Source organism: Myceligenerans halotolerans, from assembly GCF_054782975.1.
Window position 1 is genome coordinate 188,840 of record NZ_BAAGRL010000004.1, and the last position, 15,090, is coordinate 203,929.

The following is a 15,090-nucleotide window of genomic DNA, read 5'->3' on the forward strand; positions in this document are numbered from 1 at the left end:
GCTGGGGTGTCATTGCCGCGTTCGGATCGCTCCGTCCGGCCAGACGATGTCGACGGGTACTCCGGCGGCTCGGGCTTGGGTGACCGTGTCTGCGGTGCCGCCCTTGCTGGTCGGTGGTTGGCCGTCCCAGACGGCGACGAGGTGGTCGGCTCGTTCGATGAGGATCTTGTTGGCTGCCTCGTAGGCGTCTCGGTTGGCTGAGGCGTACGGCAGCACTGCGACGTCGTCGGCGGCCTCGATGAGTTTGTCGAAGGTGGGGGCGTGATCCGGCTTCACCTTGGTGTGCCGGTAGTCCTGTGAGGGGATGATCGCCAGGAGGCGCCCGCCTGCGGCCAGGACGGCTTGGGCGAACAGTGTGTCCGCGCCGCGCGCGATGCAGGACACGCCGGTGAGCTCGCCTGCGGCCGCTAGCGGGGTGAGCATTTCGTCGAGTGCCGTGCGCACGAGGGGGATGCTGTCGGGGGAGAGGTCTATGTGGCCGGTCACGGCGATCGTCACCACGGGAGGCGTCCTTCCGGTCGGAGTGGACAGATTCATCCTAGGCTATTCGATCTGAGACGTGATTGTTGTACGGTGGTGTCGTTTCGACTGGAGAGTGGAGTCAGATATGCCTGAGATCCTGCGTTCGACGTGCGACAACGGACACACCTGCCCGACGATCCATCGTGCCGACGACGGAGCGTTGATCGTCCAGGGGTACCGGACGGTATCCGACCGGACGGTGCGTATCCCTGCATGGCTCGCGACCGAGTGGGACGCTCCCGTGCGTCGCGACGGTGATGATCTGCTCATCCCGGGGCGGCCGGTGACCGACCCGGACACGATCGCCTACCTCGACCTCCCGGCCGGAGAGGCTGCCGTGATCGTGGACCCGGCGGTCGTTCCTGCTTTGGAGGGTTCTCGATGCTGAGTGCGGACGAACTCGGTGAGTTCATCACCTCTCGTCACGAGACGGATCTGTTCCGCCTGGAGACGCGTGACGTGCTCAACGTTCCCCAGGACGCGGACCGGCTGCAGCGTTACCTGAACGGTGAACCCGGGCCGGGGCATCGGCCGTGGGCCGACGTGATCCGCAAGCAGGTCGCCCAGGGGCAGATCACCCGAAGGGTCCTGGCTCTCACCGAACCGCTGACCGACTATCGCCGCAGCTCGATCGAGTGGGGCTACCTGGACAACGTCGCCGCGGGCGAGCGCTGCCGGGTCGTGAGCAAGTCCGATACCCCGGAGGTCGGAGCGCAGGACTTCTGGGTTGTCGAGCGCCGTCATGTCCTGCTGATGCACTATGACAACGAAGGGCGTTTCGTCGGCGCTGAGCCGGTGAACGATGAGCAGGCTGTGGGACACTGGACCGCGATCGCAGACCTGGCATGGGACGCGGGTACTGATCTCGTCACCTGGTGGGATGAGCATCCGCAGTACTGGCGCGACTCCCGCGACCCGACCCCTCGGAGTGAATGACCACCGACCTTCCCCCGCTCGCCGCGGCGCTTCGCGCATTGCGCGCGGACGCCGCGATGAGCGGCGTCAGCGCGGCCAAGGCGGCTGGTATCAGCCAGGCCAAGCTCTCGAACATCGAGCGCGGAAAGACTCCGCCGACCCCGGCGGATGCTGAACGGCTCGCCGAGGTCTACGGCGCGTCGGTCAAGACTCGTGACCGGCTCGTCGAGCAGGCACGCGAGGCGAAGGCGCAGGCGTGGTCGGCGAAGGTGGTGCTGCAGCGCGGCGGCTGGCTGCTACAGGATCGCATCGGGCGGCAGGAAAGTTCGGCCGGCTCCATCCGGTACTTCTGCCCGTCCGGTGTGATCGGTCTGTTGCAGACGCCGGGCTACGTTCGGGCGATGTGGGGCGACGAGATGCCCGCCGAGAACGTGGACAAGTTCGTCGAGTCCAGGATGCGCCGCCAGCAGATCCTCGGTAGTGACCAGCGCGAGATCGTGGCCATCCACACGGAAGGCGCGCTGCGCTGGAACTTGGGCGGCCCGGATGTGATGGTCGAGCAACTCGACCGACTTCTCGACGAACTGGACCGGCCGCATCTGCGGCAGGGCATCATCCCGTGGACGACGCCAGTCGGCTGGCCCGCCCTGCACCAGTTCACCATCTATGACGACACGGCGGCTCTCGTGTCGACGGTTCCCGGCACGTCGCTGGTGACCGACGCCGAGAACGTCCAACAGGTCGTCCGGGAGTGGGAGCACCTGGAGCGGTACGTCGCGTGGGGCGAGAACGCTCGGCCGCACTTGGAGCGAATCAGAGCGGAGTACGCCGCGCTGTGACAAGGCTTCCTGCTTGTTGCTTGCATCTATCACGTCTGAGACGTAATACTTGCTCGCGTGAGTAGTCCGCATCTCTCCCGGGTCTCCGTCGGCGCCACCGTCTCGGGCCCGAAGGCCCAGGGCCGCCGTCGCATCTCGACGGTCACGACAGGCCAAGACGAAACAGGAAACGACGCGCTTCGGCACGAATCCGCCGCACAGTAAGGACGCATCCATGACCACTACCCACACCATCGCGATGACCCGGCACACGATGGCCGGCCTCGTCGGATGTGACATCGATTTCACGTTGCTGGTGACCGGGTGCGCGCCCACGCCCAGGGTGGTGGAGGCGGTCGGTGATCTGCGTGCGGCGGGGCATCATGTGGCGCTGGCGACAGGCAGGTCCCTGGTGGGCGCGTTGGCGGCGGCGGTGGATCTGGAGATCCGAGAGGGGTTCGTGATCGCGTCCAACGGCGCGGTCACGGCGCGGATTGCCGACGGCAAGGCGAAGGTGATCGCGAGGCGTGATGCCCCGGCGGAGATGGCGTTGCGGCATGTGGTGCGTGCGATCGTTGCCGGTCGGCTCAAGGCGGCCGCGGAGGTGGTCGGGTACGGCTACAAGGTCACCTCAAGGTTCCCGGACGACGAGCTGCCCGGCGTGCAGATTCCTTCGAACGTGGAGGGGTTGTGGGCCGATCCCACCCCGAGGATCGCGCTGCACGGGGACGGCGCGGCTGGGTTCGTGCAGGGGTTGCGCGCGCTGGGCGTGACCGCCCACGCCACCCGCCCGGACTGGATCGATCTGACGGCCGGTGGCCTGTCCAAGGCAAGCGCGCTCGAACACGTGCGCGCCACGCTCGGCGTGCACCCGGGCCGCACGGTCGCGGTGGGTGATTCCGGCAACGACCGCGAGATGCTGGAGTGGGCCGCCGTGCCGGTCGCGATGGGCAACGCCACCGAGGAGATCAAGGACACGGTCGCCGCGCGCCAGGGTGAGACCACCGGCTCGGTGTGGCAGGACGGCGCCGCCCACGCCCTGGACGCCGCCTCGGCCTGGATGACCGACTCGGCCCGCTGCCAGTGGTGGACCGACCGCGCCGGCCGGCACCGCTGCACCCGCCCCGCGATCGACAAACTCGGCGCCTACTGGCGCTGCACCGTCCACACCGACGAAGAACTCCGCCGCCGCGACGACATGGAGCAGTGGGCCTCCGAATGGGAATGAGCAACGAGCCTGAGCGTTCGCAGGCTGCCCTCTGTTTGACCGTCACTCTTGACGCGCCGCGCCGCCCACCGGACGCGACGAGATGACCGTGCGCATGATGGCCGCCGGGAAGGAAGGCCCGGGTGGGTTCCCTGCTCCTATCCTGCCGGTCGAGAGCGGATGGGAAACGTACCCCTGGATCGCCGTCCGAGGCTGGTTCAGCCACCACTTCCCTGACCAGCACTTCGAGGTGGACCGCCAGGCTGACGTCGCCAACCTCGTCCTACGTGCCCGCAACCTCACCCGAGGCGAACACACCCCCACCTGGACACGACTCCTGAACAGCTGAGAACCATGGGCTCGCGAGAATCCGCCGGTATGAATGAGGTTGGCGTCCCTGGCACGAGGTTGGCGACCGCAGCTCTCGGGCCATGCGCGCAAACTTCGTGCGAGGGACGCCAACCTCATTCGTAGGCCGACATCATGGCCCGAGGCGGTGGGGTGACCGGCCGGTCAGCGAACCGCAGGTGTGCCGTTCCGGGTGTGGCTTCGGGCAACGAGTGCGACGGCGGCCGGCACCAGCAGGATCGCTCCTGCGATGTTGACGGCCTGGAACCCGCCGAATGCCAGCACCGGCCCGGCCAGCGCAGCGGCGCCCGCGCCCGCATAGTTCATGAGGGCGTCGCAGGCGCCCTGGAGCGGGACCCTGACGCGCGTGTCGCCGACTCCCGCCAGCAGGGCCGACGTCGCGATGACGGATGCCGACCAGCCGAGTCCCAGCAGTACCAGGGCGACCGCGGTCACGACGCTCGCCGCGGGATCCGGCCCCGCGGCCGCATGCCCGGCCGCAGTCGCGTGGCTGGCAGCCGCGTCGTCGGCCACGACCGCGGCGGCGAAGCCGAGAACCACCGCCACCGCCTGCACTGCCAGGCCGAGGACGGCCGTCCGCACGGCGCCCCAGCGGTCGGCGAGCCAGCCGAACACGGGGCTGAGCCCGAACATACCCAGCACGTGCAGGCTGATGACGATCCCGACCAGTTCCAGCGACATCCCGCCGTGCTGCATGTGCAGCGGCGTCATCACCATCACCATGATCATCACGGAGTGCGCGACGGCCATCGTCACCACCGCGAACCGCGCTCGGCCATGGCTCCAGGCCCAGGCGAGCGCGCCGAGCGCCGAGGCGGGCCGGTTATCCTGAGCTGCGGTGTCAGGGCTCCGAGTCGTGGTGGCGTCCGTTGCCGGAGCCGTGGCGGCCGGGACCTGACGCCCGGTGTCCGTGGCCGCTGCGTCCGGGACCGGTGCCGTGGCGTTGATGGCCGGGGTCGTACCGTCGACGACCGCCACCGTGGAGGGGCTCGACGGCGCCACCGGGTCGCGGTAGAGCAACCTCACGGCAAGCCCGGCCAGCACGTACCCGGCGACGGCGAAGAAGTACGGCCCGGACAGCACGGGCACGCCGAACTCCCGGCCCAGTACCGCTCCCGGCGCGGCGAGGTTCGGGCCCGCCACCGACCCGACCGTCGTCGCCCAGACGACGACCGCCATGGTGCGGGCACGGGTCGCCGTGCTCGCGTTGTCCGCGGCGGCGTACCGGGACTGCAGGTTGGCGGCGTTGGCCACGCCGTACAGCGCCATCGCGATCAGGAACAGCAACGCGAGGTGTAGCACCGCCGCCGTGACGATGAGTACCCCACCGACCGTTGCCAGACCGTATCCCCAGGTCAGGGCCAGCCGTCGGCCGCGCCGGGCGGCAGTGCCCGCGAGCGGCACGGCGGCGACCGCGGCACCGAGCACGCTCGCCGCCTGGGCCAGGCCGCCCATCGAGGTGCCGCCCAGGTGCTCCGCCAGCAGGGCACCCACTGCAGCTCCGGACGCGACGCCGATCCCGCCCAGCAGGTTGCTCACGACGAGCACGGCCGTGTTGCGGCGGCCGTGGGGTGGTGCGACGGGGGTGTCGTGAGGCATCTGCTCGCTCTCGGTGGGTTGATCTTTCGAACACCGTAGACGGAGACACCGACACCGCCCGGCGCCCGCCGGCGGGCCAGGGTGCGAGCTGTTGCGCCGGGGTCGCACGACGTGCCCGGGCACGTGCGGTGACGTGGCGAAGCGCACGGTCCGAAAGGCTGTGGAAGTGTCAGCGTCCCGGAGTAGTGTGCGGAACATGCCTGAAGTTGTTTCCTCGGCCGATCTGCGCGCCGCCACCGCTCCGCGCACGGGTGTCCGGATCGCCGTCCTGATCGCCGCGTCGTTGGTCGCCTGCCTGAGTGTCGCGGGGATGTTCCTGATCGCCTCGCCGTCCGCGTCCGCGCACGACCAACTGCTGTCCAGCGACCCCGCGGACGGCGACGAGCTCGACGCCATGCCTGCCACGATCGTGCTGACGTTCTCCGGCGAACCGCTGGAGACCGGCGCCGAGGTGGTCATCACCGGCGAGGACGGCACCAGCGTGGGTCTCGAGGACCTCACCGTGGACGGTGCCGTGCTCACCGCGTCGGTCCCCTCCACGCTGCCCGGTGGCACGTACGACGCCGCCTGGCACATCGTGTCCGGGGACGGGCACCCGCTGGAGGGAACGTTCTCCTTCGCGGTCGACGCTCCCGAGCCCTCGGCGACACCCGAGGACGCCGAGCCGACGGAAGAGCCCACGGAGGCGGCGTCCGAGGCCGCGGCCGACGGCAGCGAACCGACGGAGGCCATCGAGGAGCCGGCGGACGCAGGTGACGACGCCGATGCTGCGGGTTCCGACGCGTCACCCGAGACGTCCGCCGGGATCCCGAGCGGGGCTGCAGGGCTCGCGCTCATCGGTGGGCTCGCCGTGGTCGTCGTCATGCTCGTGGTGAGGTGGCGCAGGATGGAGAACGAGGCGACGACGCGCAGGCGGGACAGCGGCGACGCCGCCGCAGGTACCGGCTCTGCGGGCGGCAACTCCGACGACGGGGACACGTCTGGTTCCTCCGGCGGCGACAGCGGCTCCGGAAGCGGCGGCGACTCGGGTGGTGGCGGCGGCGATTGACCTGCGCCCCACGGTGCCCCACGGTGCCGGCGATCCTGTCTCAGGAGACCGTCACGAACGTGTGTTCGGAGATTCATGTCTGTGTCCGGCGGGCGTCACCAAACCGTTGGTGAGGTCTTCGTCACGTGACGACTCGCGGCAGAAATGCCGTTCTTCGCGATTTTCTGCCGATCTGCTGGCATGATCGGACATCGACGTCGGCGGGACGGCCGACTCTGTGTCCGAAGAAGGGAACCGCATGTCGCTCAACAAGACCGAGCTCGTCTCGGCCATCGCAGGCAAGTCCGGCCTCACGAAGGCTGACGCCGACAAGGCGCTCGACGCCTTCCAGGAGGTGCTGATCGAGTCGCTCGGCAAGGGCGAGGCCGTCAAGGTGACCGGCCTGTTCTCGGCCGAGCGCGTCGAGCGCGCTGCCCGGACCGGCCGCAACCCGCGGACGGGCGAGGAGATCCAGATCCCCGCCAACTTCGGTGTGAAGATCAGCGCGGGCTCGCTCCTGAAGAAGGCTGTCGCCAAGTGACGCGACGCCGACTCGCTCGGTGATTGCCGAGCTGATCGGCGCAAGGAGGCCCGGCACACCTCGAGGGTGCCGGGCCTCCGGCTTGTCCGGGGCCCGCTACAGGTCCCCCTTGCGCTCCAGGTACCGCATCGCGACCCAGCCCAGCGGGATGCGCCCCCAGTAGGTGACCGCGCGGTACAGCAGGGCGCCCGACACCGCCAGCACCGGCGTGAGCCCGGCCGCCGCGAGCCCGGCCGTCAGCGCCCCCTCCACGCCGCCGAGGCCGCCCGGCGTGGGCAGCAGGGCACCGAGCGCGTTCCCGACCAGGTACACCAGCGCGACGTCGACCAGCGGCAGCGACTCCCCGAACGCGCGCAGGCACGCGTCGAACGTGAGGGCGTAGCCCAGGGTCATCACGAGGTTCCCCGCGACGCCCACGGCCAGCCGCCCGGGGTGCGACAGCATCGACGCGAGCCGTGGCCACACCTGCCGCACGCGCGGCCGGACGTAGTTCAGCGACCGCCGTCGCACCCCGGGAACCAGGAGCACCGCCACCACCGCGACGGCCACGCAGCCCAGGGCGATGAGGATCGACGCCGAGGGCAGTTGGACCAGCACGCCCTCCCCGGTGAACACCGACATCACGATCAGCAGCAGCACGGTCACCACGAACTGCGACACCTGCACCAGCGCCACCGTCGCCACCGCCATCGACAGCTGCACGTTCCGCTGCGTCAGCAGGCGCAGGTTGAGGGCCGCCGGCCCGATCCCCGCCGGAGCTGCCAGTGCCACGAACGAGCCGGCTGCCTGCGTCATCGTGGCCCGGAACAGCGGTATCCGGACGGGCGAGAACGCCACGAGCGTCAGGGCGGCGCCGAACCAGGTGATGAGCCCGAAAACGTAGGCGACGGCCACCCACCAGGGATTCGCCCCGCGCACGGCCTCGGCGATCTGCTCGAAGCTGATCGTGCCGACCACCACCGCCACGGCCACGATCGTCAGCGTCAGCATGACGACGGTGCGCGCGCTGAACCGGGTGATCCGCTGCGGCTGGATGTCCGCCTCGGGCAGGTGCTCCACGATGGCGTCCCGCAACTCGCCGATCAGTCCCTTCTGCGCGCGCAGGGCCTCCCGGGTGGGCCGCGGCAGCGCGATGCTCTGGATGAGCGGGCCGATGGCGGCGATGTCCTCGTCGGGCAGCGCGCGCACCGCCGACGCGACCGCGCGCCGCGCGCCCACCTTGACGGACAGCAGCGCGAGCAACTGCACCAGGTCGAGGCGTCGCGAGAGCGGGCTGGAGACGATGTCACCCTGTTCCCAGCCGGTGAGCCACACGTGCGGGTCCCCGTCGTCGTCCCGGTGCACGAGCAGGACGTCGGGGGCCAGGGCGCGGTGCGTCAGCCCCGCCCCGTGCGCGCGGCCGAGCTGGTCCCACGCCTCGGCGAGCACCTCCGCGTCGATGTCGTCCGCGGGCACCTGGGCCAGCGGCGTCGCGCCCTCGGGGTGCTCCAGCACGAGCGCCACGGAGTCGCCGGCCTCGCCGATGCCGTGCAGCCGCGGCGTGCGCACCCCGGCGGCCATCGCGGCGTACGAGAGCAGCGCGTGCCGCTCGGCCACCGCCTTGAGCGAGATCGCGGCACGGCCCTCGATGCCACGCAGCCGCAGCGCCCGCCAGAGCCGGGTCACCGTACCGACCACCTGGCGGTCGCCGTCGAGCACGACGACGTCGCGGCGCACGCCGTCGTCGGTGAACAGCGCGTACACGCGGGTGTCGCGGGTCCGGGCGAGGGCCAGCGTGGCGGGGTCCGACGGCGGCGCGGGCCGGCCAGGTCGCGAACCGGCTTCGCGTGGTGCTCTCAGCACGCTGAACGGGACGCGGGTGGTGGCCGCGCCGGTCTCGTCCACCTCGGTGACCGGTTCGGCCGTGAGCGGGGCGGCGTCGTCGTCGCCCTCGGCATGGTCGGACACGGCGCGGACGCGGACCACGGCCTGCGGGCGGAACCCCGCGCGCCGGACCGCCGTGACGAGGTCCGGGCCGTACGCCCGTTCGCTCCGGACGCCCGAGACGTACTGTCCGGCCTGGCCCACGGCCCGGCCGAGGAACAGCGCGACGAGTACCCCGGGCAGCGACACCTGCCCGGTGATGAGGACGACGAGCAGCGCGGCGAAGAGCAGGTTCCACGTCCACCGCACGGTACGACGGCGGGTCGCGGGCCCGGCAACGGTGAGCAGCGCGGTGAGCGCGACTGCGTAGGTGGGGATGACGAGCTGGTAGCCCTCGCCGGGTACCAGGACCGACATGCCGCGGACCAGCTCGTCGCTGCCCAGGTAGCGCACGCCGAGCCCGAACAGGATCCCGATGAGCAGGCCGCTGATGCCGACCACGATCGACTCCACGACCTGGCGGCCGAGCCTGCGCAGGCCGAGTTCCATGAGGACCGCGATGGGGCCGAGGATGGCCACCACGCCCTGCAGCACCACGACGGGGATGAACAGGATCTCGGCCACGAGGTCGTTGAAGTTCCGCACGTCCTCGGTGACGCCCTCGGTGGTGCCGTGCGCCGCCACCGACATCACGAGGACGAGGACCACGCCGAGCGCGCTGACGACCAGGCCGAGCAGATCGCGCGGGTGCCGCACGCGGACCTCAGGGGTGTCCACGACGCGGACCACGCTCACGGGGTCGGCGGCCCGCTCGGTCGCGTGGGACATACTCGCGAGTCTATGGCTGTGGCCTGCCACGCGAGGGACAACCCGGCTACGCGGCGCCCATGGCCGCCAGCCACGCCGCGGGAACCAGCGCATAGCCGACGAACGCGACCACGTCGAGCAGGGTGTGCGCGACGACGAGCGGCACGATCCGGTGCCGGCCGCCGTGCTGGAACCTCGGGGACGTGTAGAACCACGAGAACACGATGCCCATCACGACGTTCCCCAGGAACGGCCCGATCCCCTGGTACAGGTGGTACGAGCCGCGCAGCAGCGAGCTCGCCACGACGAACCGGACGCGTCCCCAGCCCAGGTCCCGCGTGCGCTCGTACAGGTAGGCCACCGTGATGATCTCCTCCAGGAGCCCGTTGTAGAGCGCGGACAACAGCAGCACCGGCACCGTCCACCAGTGCTCGTTCAGCGCGCTGGCCTGCACCTCGACGGTGATGCCCAGCGCGCGCCCGAGAGAGTAGAACGCGAGACCCGGGATGCCGATCAGCGCCGCCAGCCCCACGCCCCACACCAGGTCGCGGCCGGGCCGGGCACGGTCCAGCCCGATCCGGGCGAGCGCGCCCCGGCCGCGGGCGCTCAGGAGGTAGAGCGCCAGCGCGACCGGGACCAGGCCGAACCCGATGCCGAGCAACTGGTACGTCAGGTCCAGCCACGGCCGTTCCGACTGGCTCGCGTTGAGCGTGGCGGTCTGCTCGGCCAGCGGGGTGCCGTCGGTCAGGCGCGCGGTGATGTTCACGACCGAGTAGAGCGCCGCCTTGCCCAGGCTGAGCCCCAGCACGATCCAGATCTCGGCGCCGATCCGCCGCCGGCTCTCCACAGTGCTCACGCGCCGATCCTCACCCGCCTGGCTGGGTGTGCGCTGGGACGCGCCGGATCACCGCCCGGACGCCCGCTCGACGAACGCCGCCAGGTCCGCGGACTGCTGGATCCGCGCCTCCGGGTGCACGTACATCATGTGCCCGGCCGGGTACGTCCTCGTCTCGATGCGCTCGCGGGCCTCGCGCGGGATCGGCATCTGGTCGAGGCTGTACTCGATCGCCTCGACCGGGACGCCGCCGTCGTACCGGCCCATGGCGACGTGCACCCGCAGGTGCGGGTTGACGATCATGGCCTCGGCGAGCTTGTCCGCGACGTCGACCGCACGGCCCTCGAACTCCTTGTACGACCACGGGTGCACCGCACCGGTCATGACCTCGTACACCGCGTCGTTGCCGTATTCGAGCTCGCCGCGCAGGTAGTGGTGCAGCGCCGCCGAGTACGGCCCCAGGATCGCGGTGAGGAAGGGGTCGCTCGGCATCTTCTCGTGCACGTAGTGGTCCGCAGGGCCGGTGAACCGCGTGTCCAGGCGGCCCGTCACGAGGCGCCGCGACCGCAGCAGCTCCGCGTACGCCCGCAGGTGCTCCGGGCGGAGGTTCGCGCGGTCGACGTAGTCCTCGCTGAGCCCGGTGATCGCGGAGACGCGGGCGACGGCGGCGGCGCGGGCGTCGTCGTCCAGTGCCTGGCCGCGGGCGAGGACGGCGCGGTACTCGTCGGCGTAGGCGCGGGCGTCGGCGACCACCTCGTCGAGCGACCGGCCGGGGTGCAGCCCGTGGTAGTGCGCCGTGGCGGCGTAGACCGGGAGGAAGAGCGGGTTCGGCAGGTCGGAGCCGTCGGCGTGGTAGAGCGTCTCCAGGTTCAGGGCCGGCGCGATCAGCATGACGCCGTTGAGGAACATGCCGAACCGGCGCTGCAGGTACTCCGCCAGGGACGCACCTCGCGTGCCACCGTAGGACTCGCCGATGAGGAACTTCGGACTCATCCACCGGTCGTGGCGGGACGTCCACAGGCGGATGACCTCGCCCACGGACTCCAGGTCGCCCGTGAAGCCGTGGTACGGCCTGGCGTTCTCACCCGTGGCGGCGCGGGACCAGCCGGTGGAGATCGGGTCGATGAACACGAGGTCGCTGACGCGCAGCAGGGTCTCATGGTTGTCGAGCAGCCCGTAGGGCGGCGGGGTCAGGTCCCCGACGTCGCCCGAGTCCACCCGGCGCGGTCCCAGCAGGCCCAGGTGCAGCCAGACCGACGACGATCCCGGCCCGCCGTTGAACGCGAACGTCACCGGGCGTCGCGTCACGTCCCCGTCGTCGAGCGTGTAGTACGTGAGGGACATCTCGGCCTTCGGCTTGCGGCCGTCGTACCTGTCGTCCTTGGTGACCTCCTCCCGCAGCACGATGCGGCCCGTCGTGGCCGTGTAGGCCAGGTCGCCGTCCGGGGTGTGCAGCGTGTGGCGGGTGGTGACGAGGTCGTCCTGGGGCTCGGCCCGCAGCCTTCCGGTGCTGCTGTCCGCCCCGGTGTCGCTGCCCGACGGCGGCCCGCCCGTGCTGTTGGTCTCGGGTGCGGAGTGGCTGGTGGACTTGGGAGTGTCGCTCACCCGCGAAAACCTACCCCACCGGCTGGCGCCGGCTGACCTGCGTTCAGTAGGGATTGAATCCCTTCAACACGGGCCTCAAAGGTCTGCGGGACCCTGCTGAACGGACCTCAGCAGTGTGAAGCCTTGTGCCGGGCCTGCGAGGTGAGGCAAACTGGTTTGCATAGCAAACCAGTTTGAGGCCAGGAGGTCACGGATCATGTCAGCGAACCACGACTCGCCGTCGGGCACGGAACCGGGCGGCGGCGACACGTTCGACGCCGCCGCGCGCCTCCGAATGATCGACGACCAGCAGGAACGCACCCGCAGCGGCCTCGAGCCCGACGCGCGCCTGCTGTACCTCGCCTGGGGCGCCGCCTGGATGACCGGCTACCTCGCGATGTGGTTCACCTCGCAGGACGGGGGCCGGCCCGCGAACTGGGCCGGCTGGACACTGGCCGTGGCGATCACCGCGGCGATGGTGTTCACGATGGTGCACTCGATCCGGCGGACATCGGGAACCCGCGGCACCTCGGCACGCGTCGGGGCGATGTACGGCTGGGGATGGATGCTCGGCTTCCTGACGCTGTGGGCCATTCTCAACGGACTGATCCGCGCGGGCGCCGGCGAGGAGATGATCGCCATCGCCGCGAACGGGATCGCCTCCCTCATCGTCGGGCTCATGTACCTCGGCGGCGGCATGGTCTTCCAGGAGAACGGCCTCTACGCGCTCGGCGTGTGGATGCTGGTCACGGCCGCCGTCGCGACACTCGTCGGGCTGCCCGGCACCAATCTCGTCATGGCGCTGCTCGGCGGCGGCGGGTTCCTCGTGATGGGGGCGGTGACCGCCGTCGTCCAGGCGCGACGACGGGGCGGCCATGACTGAGAACGATCTCGACGCCGTCATCCACGCGCCCGCGCGCCTGCGGATCGTCGCCACGCTCGCCACGCTCGACCCGGGCGACGAGATCGGGTTCCCCAAGCTGCGCAAGCTGCTCGACATGACCGCCGGAAACCTGTCCACCCACCTCCGCAAACTTGAGGACGCCGGATACGTCGAGGTCACCAAGACCCACGAGGGACGCACCCCGGCGACCTATCTCAAGCTCACCGACCGTGGCCGCACCGCGTTTCGCGACTACCGCACCGCGCTGGCCGGCCTCCTGAAGGGAACTGGAGCATGAACCTGAACCATGACGGCGCACCCGTCGTCTCCGTGACGGACGTGACCCGCACGTTCGGCGACATCGTCGCCCTCGACAACGTCTCGCTGGACGTAGGCCCGGGTGAGCTCGTCGGGCTGCTCGGCCCGAACGGCGCCGGGAAGTCCACGCTGCTCTCCCTGGTCAGCGGCCTGCGCCGGCCCGATGCCGGCACCGTGCGGCTGCTCGGCCAGGACCCGACCAGCCCCGCCGCCCGCACGACGCTCGGCATGACCCCGCAGGAGACCGGGCTCCCCGCGACACTCCGCGTCGGCGAGGTCGTGGACTTCGTGGGCGGGCACTACCCCGACCCCGTGCCCACCCCGGAACTCCTGGCACAGTTCGGCATCGAGGACCTCGCCCGGCGGCAGACGGGGTCGCTCTCCGGCGGGCAGAAGCGGCGGCTCGCGGTGGCACTCGCGATGGCCGGGCGGCCGCGCGTCGTACTGCTCGACGAGCCCACCACGGGGCTCGACGTCGCCGGCCGCACCGCGCTGTGGGACGCGATCCGCGCCTGCCACCAGGCCGGGGTGACCGTGCTGCTCACCTCGCACTACCTCGAGGAGATCCAGGCACTCGCGGAGCGGGTCGTCGTCATCGACCACGGCCGCGTCCTCGCGGACGACAGCCTGGCGGCGATCCTCGAACGCGTCGGCGCCAGCCGGGTCTCCTACACGGGGCCCGGCGGGGTGCGGCAGGAGCACGTCGTCTCCGACTCCGACGCGTTCGTACGCGACCTGGTTCGCTCCGGGGCCGAGTTCACCGGCCTGGAGATCCGGCACGCCTCGCTGGAGGAGGCGTTCACCGAGCTGACGAAGGGTGCGGAGGACGGCGCGGGCCGAGGTACGAGGCTTGCGCCGGGAGCGGAGTCCGGCGCCGCCCCGGGGAACGCCGATCTTACGACCGAAGGAGCGAAGCGATGACCACCTCGACGACGCGACCCCGGCCCACCGTCCAGGGCATGCGGCCCTTCTGGACCCTGGCCTGGCTGCACCTCAAGTACCAGTTTCTCGAGACCGTGCGGATCCCCATGGCCGTGATCGGCAACATGATCTTCCCGGCGCTCGCGATGGCGTTCTTCGTGGTGCCGCAGGAGGAGGTGGCGGGGAACCCGGAGTGGGCCACGATGGCGGTGGCCGGGCTCGGGCTGTTCGCGGTGTGCTCCGCCAGCCTGTTCACCTACGGACTCGGCGTCGCCGAGGACCGGCAGCTGCCGTTCTACCCCTACCTGCGTTCCCTGCCCACAGGGCCGGGGCCGCAGATGGCAGGGCGCGTCCTCAACGGCGCGATCTTCGCGCTGTTCGGGCTGATCCCGCTGATCCTGGTCGCCGTGCTGTTCACCGAGGCGACCGCGACGCTCACGCAGCTGGCCGCGGGCATCGGCACGATCCTCGCGGTGGCGGTGCCGTTCGTGCTGCTCGGGCTCGGCGTGGGCTACGCCCTGCCCGCGAAGGCGGCCCTGCCCGTGGTACAGGTCATCCTCTTCCCGCTCGCGTTCGCCGGCGGCCTGTTCATGCCGCCGGAGATCTTCCCGAGCTGGCTGGATGCCATCTCCATGGGAACCCCCACCCGCGCCGGCCGCGACCTCCTGGTCCAGGCCCTCACCGGCAACGACGCCTACACTCTGGCGCTCCCGGTCCTGGTGGGCTGGGCCATCCTGTTCGCGGCCCTGGCGGCCTGGTCGTACCGGAGGGACGAGGGCCGCAGGTTCCGCTGAGGTCTCCTCGGACCTGCCGGGGCGGTGGCGGAGAGACCGGCCCACCGCCCCGGCGGGTGTCCGATCGCACGGGCGGACGCTGGACTG

The 15,090-nt window shown here is 70.8% G+C and carries 16 protein-coding genes; 11 read left to right on the top strand and 5 right to left on the bottom strand.

The features are described from left to right. Positions 1 to 9: 9 nt before the first annotated feature. Positions 10 to 501 (bottom strand): hypothetical protein, encoded by a 492-nt coding sequence (locus ACYVK5_RS01785; RefSeq protein ID WP_460701571.1) that lies wholly within the window; start codon positions 499 to 501, stop codon positions 10 to 12. A gap of 106 nt (positions 502 to 607) precedes the next feature. Here ACYVK5_RS01785 and ACYVK5_RS01790 point away from each other — a divergent pair, with 106 nt between their 5' ends. The 5 genes from ACYVK5_RS01790 (at position 608) to ACYVK5_RS01810 (ending at position 3,811) form a co-directional block, all read left to right on the top strand. Then, positions 608 to 910 carry a hypothetical protein gene (locus tag ACYVK5_RS01790; protein ID WP_460701572.1) on the top strand — a complete coding sequence of 101 codons (303 nt, stop codon included), beginning with the start codon at positions 608 to 610 and terminating at the stop codon, positions 908 to 910. Beyond that, on the top strand, positions 904 to 1,458 hold the full coding sequence (locus tag ACYVK5_RS01795; RefSeq protein ID WP_460701573.1) for a DUF6879 family protein: 555 nt from the start codon (positions 904 to 906) through the stop codon (positions 1,456 to 1,458). Before ACYVK5_RS01790 ends, ACYVK5_RS01795 begins: the two co-directional genes overlap by 7 nt. Further along, entirely contained in the window at positions 1,455 to 2,276 is an 822-nt protein-coding gene (locus ACYVK5_RS01800; RefSeq protein ID WP_460701574.1) for a helix-turn-helix domain-containing protein, read from the top strand. The genes ACYVK5_RS01795 and ACYVK5_RS01800 overlap by 4 nt, the downstream gene beginning before the upstream one ends. A gap of 214 nt (positions 2,277 to 2,490) precedes the next feature. Next, positions 2,491 to 3,483, top strand: a complete 993-nt coding sequence (locus ACYVK5_RS01805; RefSeq protein WP_460701575.1) for an HAD family hydrolase — start codon at positions 2,491 to 2,493, stop codon at positions 3,481 to 3,483. Positions 3,484 to 3,565: 82 nt separating this feature from the next. Further along, positions 3,566 to 3,811, top strand: coding sequence for a hypothetical protein (locus ACYVK5_RS01810; RefSeq protein ID WP_460701576.1), 246 nt, complete (start codon positions 3,566 to 3,568; stop codon positions 3,809 to 3,811). Positions 3,812 to 3,975: 164 nt separating this feature from the next. Here the strand turns inward: ACYVK5_RS01810 and ACYVK5_RS01815 are convergent, their stop codons facing one another. Further along, positions 3,976 to 5,430, bottom strand: coding sequence for an MFS transporter (locus ACYVK5_RS01815; RefSeq protein ID WP_460701577.1), 1,455 nt, complete (start codon positions 5,428 to 5,430; stop codon positions 3,976 to 3,978). A gap of 196 nt (positions 5,431 to 5,626) precedes the next feature. On the opposite strand from ACYVK5_RS01815, the gene ACYVK5_RS01820 reads away from it, so the two are divergent. Next, on the top strand, positions 5,627 to 6,478 hold the full coding sequence (locus ACYVK5_RS01820) for a copper resistance CopC family protein (protein WP_460701578.1): 852 nt from the start codon (positions 5,627 to 5,629) through the stop codon (positions 6,476 to 6,478). Positions 6,479 to 6,716: 238 nt separating this feature from the next. Next, positions 6,717 to 6,998 (top strand): HU family DNA-binding protein, encoded by a 282-nt coding sequence (locus tag ACYVK5_RS01825; protein WP_460701579.1) that lies wholly within the window; start codon positions 6,717 to 6,719, stop codon positions 6,996 to 6,998. A 96-nt stretch (positions 6,999 to 7,094) separates the two neighbouring features. Here the strand turns inward: ACYVK5_RS01825 and ACYVK5_RS01830 are convergent, their stop codons facing one another. Genes ACYVK5_RS01830 through ACYVK5_RS01840 form a run of 3 tightly spaced genes read right to left on the bottom strand, consistent with a single transcriptional unit; the run spans position 7,095 to position 12,108 of the window. Then, a complete protein-coding gene (locus ACYVK5_RS01830; protein WP_460701580.1) occupies positions 7,095 to 9,689 on the bottom strand; it encodes a flippase-like domain-containing protein in 2,595 nt (864 codons plus the stop codon). Positions 9,690 to 9,735: 46 nt separating this feature from the next. Continuing rightward, positions 9,736 to 10,524 (bottom strand): CPBP family intramembrane glutamic endopeptidase, encoded by a 789-nt coding sequence (locus tag ACYVK5_RS01835; protein ID WP_460701581.1) that lies wholly within the window; start codon positions 10,522 to 10,524, stop codon positions 9,736 to 9,738. A gap of 48 nt (positions 10,525 to 10,572) precedes the next feature. After that, positions 10,573 to 12,108 carry a S10 family peptidase gene (locus tag ACYVK5_RS01840; protein WP_460701582.1) on the bottom strand — a complete coding sequence of 512 codons (1,536 nt, stop codon included), beginning with the start codon at positions 12,106 to 12,108 and terminating at the stop codon, positions 10,573 to 10,575. 196 nt (positions 12,109 to 12,304) lie between these two features. On the opposite strand from ACYVK5_RS01840, the gene ACYVK5_RS01845 reads away from it, so the two are divergent. From ACYVK5_RS01845 to ACYVK5_RS01860, 4 genes are read left to right on the top strand one after another with little or no spacing between them, the layout of a single operon-like run. Next, positions 12,305 to 12,970 carry a hypothetical protein gene (locus ACYVK5_RS01845; protein WP_460701583.1) on the top strand — a complete coding sequence of 222 codons (666 nt, stop codon included), beginning with the start codon at positions 12,305 to 12,307 and terminating at the stop codon, positions 12,968 to 12,970. Next, positions 12,963 to 13,268, top strand: a complete 306-nt coding sequence (locus tag ACYVK5_RS01850; RefSeq protein ID WP_460701584.1) for a transcriptional regulator — start codon at positions 12,963 to 12,965, stop codon at positions 13,266 to 13,268. The genes ACYVK5_RS01845 and ACYVK5_RS01850 overlap by 8 nt, the downstream gene beginning before the upstream one ends. Beyond that, complete coding sequence (locus tag ACYVK5_RS01855) at positions 13,265 to 14,209, top strand: ABC transporter ATP-binding protein (protein WP_460701585.1); 945 nt, start codon at positions 13,265 to 13,267, stop codon at positions 14,207 to 14,209. The genes ACYVK5_RS01850 and ACYVK5_RS01855 overlap by 4 nt, the downstream gene beginning before the upstream one ends. Beyond that, entirely contained in the window at positions 14,206 to 15,003 is a 798-nt protein-coding gene (locus tag ACYVK5_RS01860; RefSeq protein WP_460701586.1) for an ABC transporter permease, read from the top strand. Before ACYVK5_RS01855 ends, ACYVK5_RS01860 begins: the two co-directional genes overlap by 4 nt. Positions 15,004 to 15,090 lie beyond the last annotated feature (87 nt).

Excerpts from the sequence above, each read along its gene's own strand:
- ACYVK5_RS01800 (WP_460701574.1), top strand. The coding sequence starts at position 1,455 with ATGACCACCGACCTTCCCCCGCTCGCCGCGGCGCTTCGCGCATTGCGC.
- ACYVK5_RS01810 (WP_460701576.1), top strand. The coding sequence starts at position 3,566 with ATGACCGTGCGCATGATGGCCGCCGGGAAGGAAGGCCCGGGTGGGTTC.
- ACYVK5_RS01805 (WP_460701575.1), top strand. The coding sequence starts at position 2,491 with ATGACCACTACCCACACCATCGCGATGACCCGGCACACGATGGCCGGC.
- ACYVK5_RS01790 (WP_460701572.1), top strand. The coding sequence starts at position 608 with ATGCCTGAGATCCTGCGTTCGACGTGCGACAACGGACACACCTGCCCG.
- ACYVK5_RS01795 (WP_460701573.1), top strand. The coding sequence starts at position 904 with ATGCTGAGTGCGGACGAACTCGGTGAGTTCATCACCTCTCGTCACGAG.
- ACYVK5_RS01855 (WP_460701585.1), top strand. The coding sequence starts at position 13,265 with ATGAACCTGAACCATGACGGCGCACCCGTCGTCTCCGTGACGGACGTG.
- ACYVK5_RS01820 (WP_460701578.1), top strand. The coding sequence starts at position 5,627 with ATGCCTGAAGTTGTTTCCTCGGCCGATCTGCGCGCCGCCACCGCTCCG.
- ACYVK5_RS01825 (WP_460701579.1), top strand. The coding sequence starts at position 6,717 with ATGTCGCTCAACAAGACCGAGCTCGTCTCGGCCATCGCAGGCAAGTCC.
- ACYVK5_RS01845 (WP_460701583.1), top strand. The coding sequence starts at position 12,305 with ATGTCAGCGAACCACGACTCGCCGTCGGGCACGGAACCGGGCGGCGGC.
- ACYVK5_RS01860 (WP_460701586.1), top strand. The coding sequence starts at position 14,206 with ATGACCACCTCGACGACGCGACCCCGGCCCACCGTCCAGGGCATGCGG.
- ACYVK5_RS01850 (WP_460701584.1), top strand. The coding sequence starts at position 12,963 with ATGACTGAGAACGATCTCGACGCCGTCATCCACGCGCCCGCGCGCCTG.
- ACYVK5_RS01830 (WP_460701580.1), bottom strand. The coding sequence starts at position 9,689 with ATGTCCCACGCGACCGAGCGGGCCGCCGACCCCGTGAGCGTGGTCCGC.
- ACYVK5_RS01815 (WP_460701577.1), bottom strand. The coding sequence starts at position 5,430 with ATGCCTCACGACACCCCCGTCGCACCACCCCACGGCCGCCGCAACACG.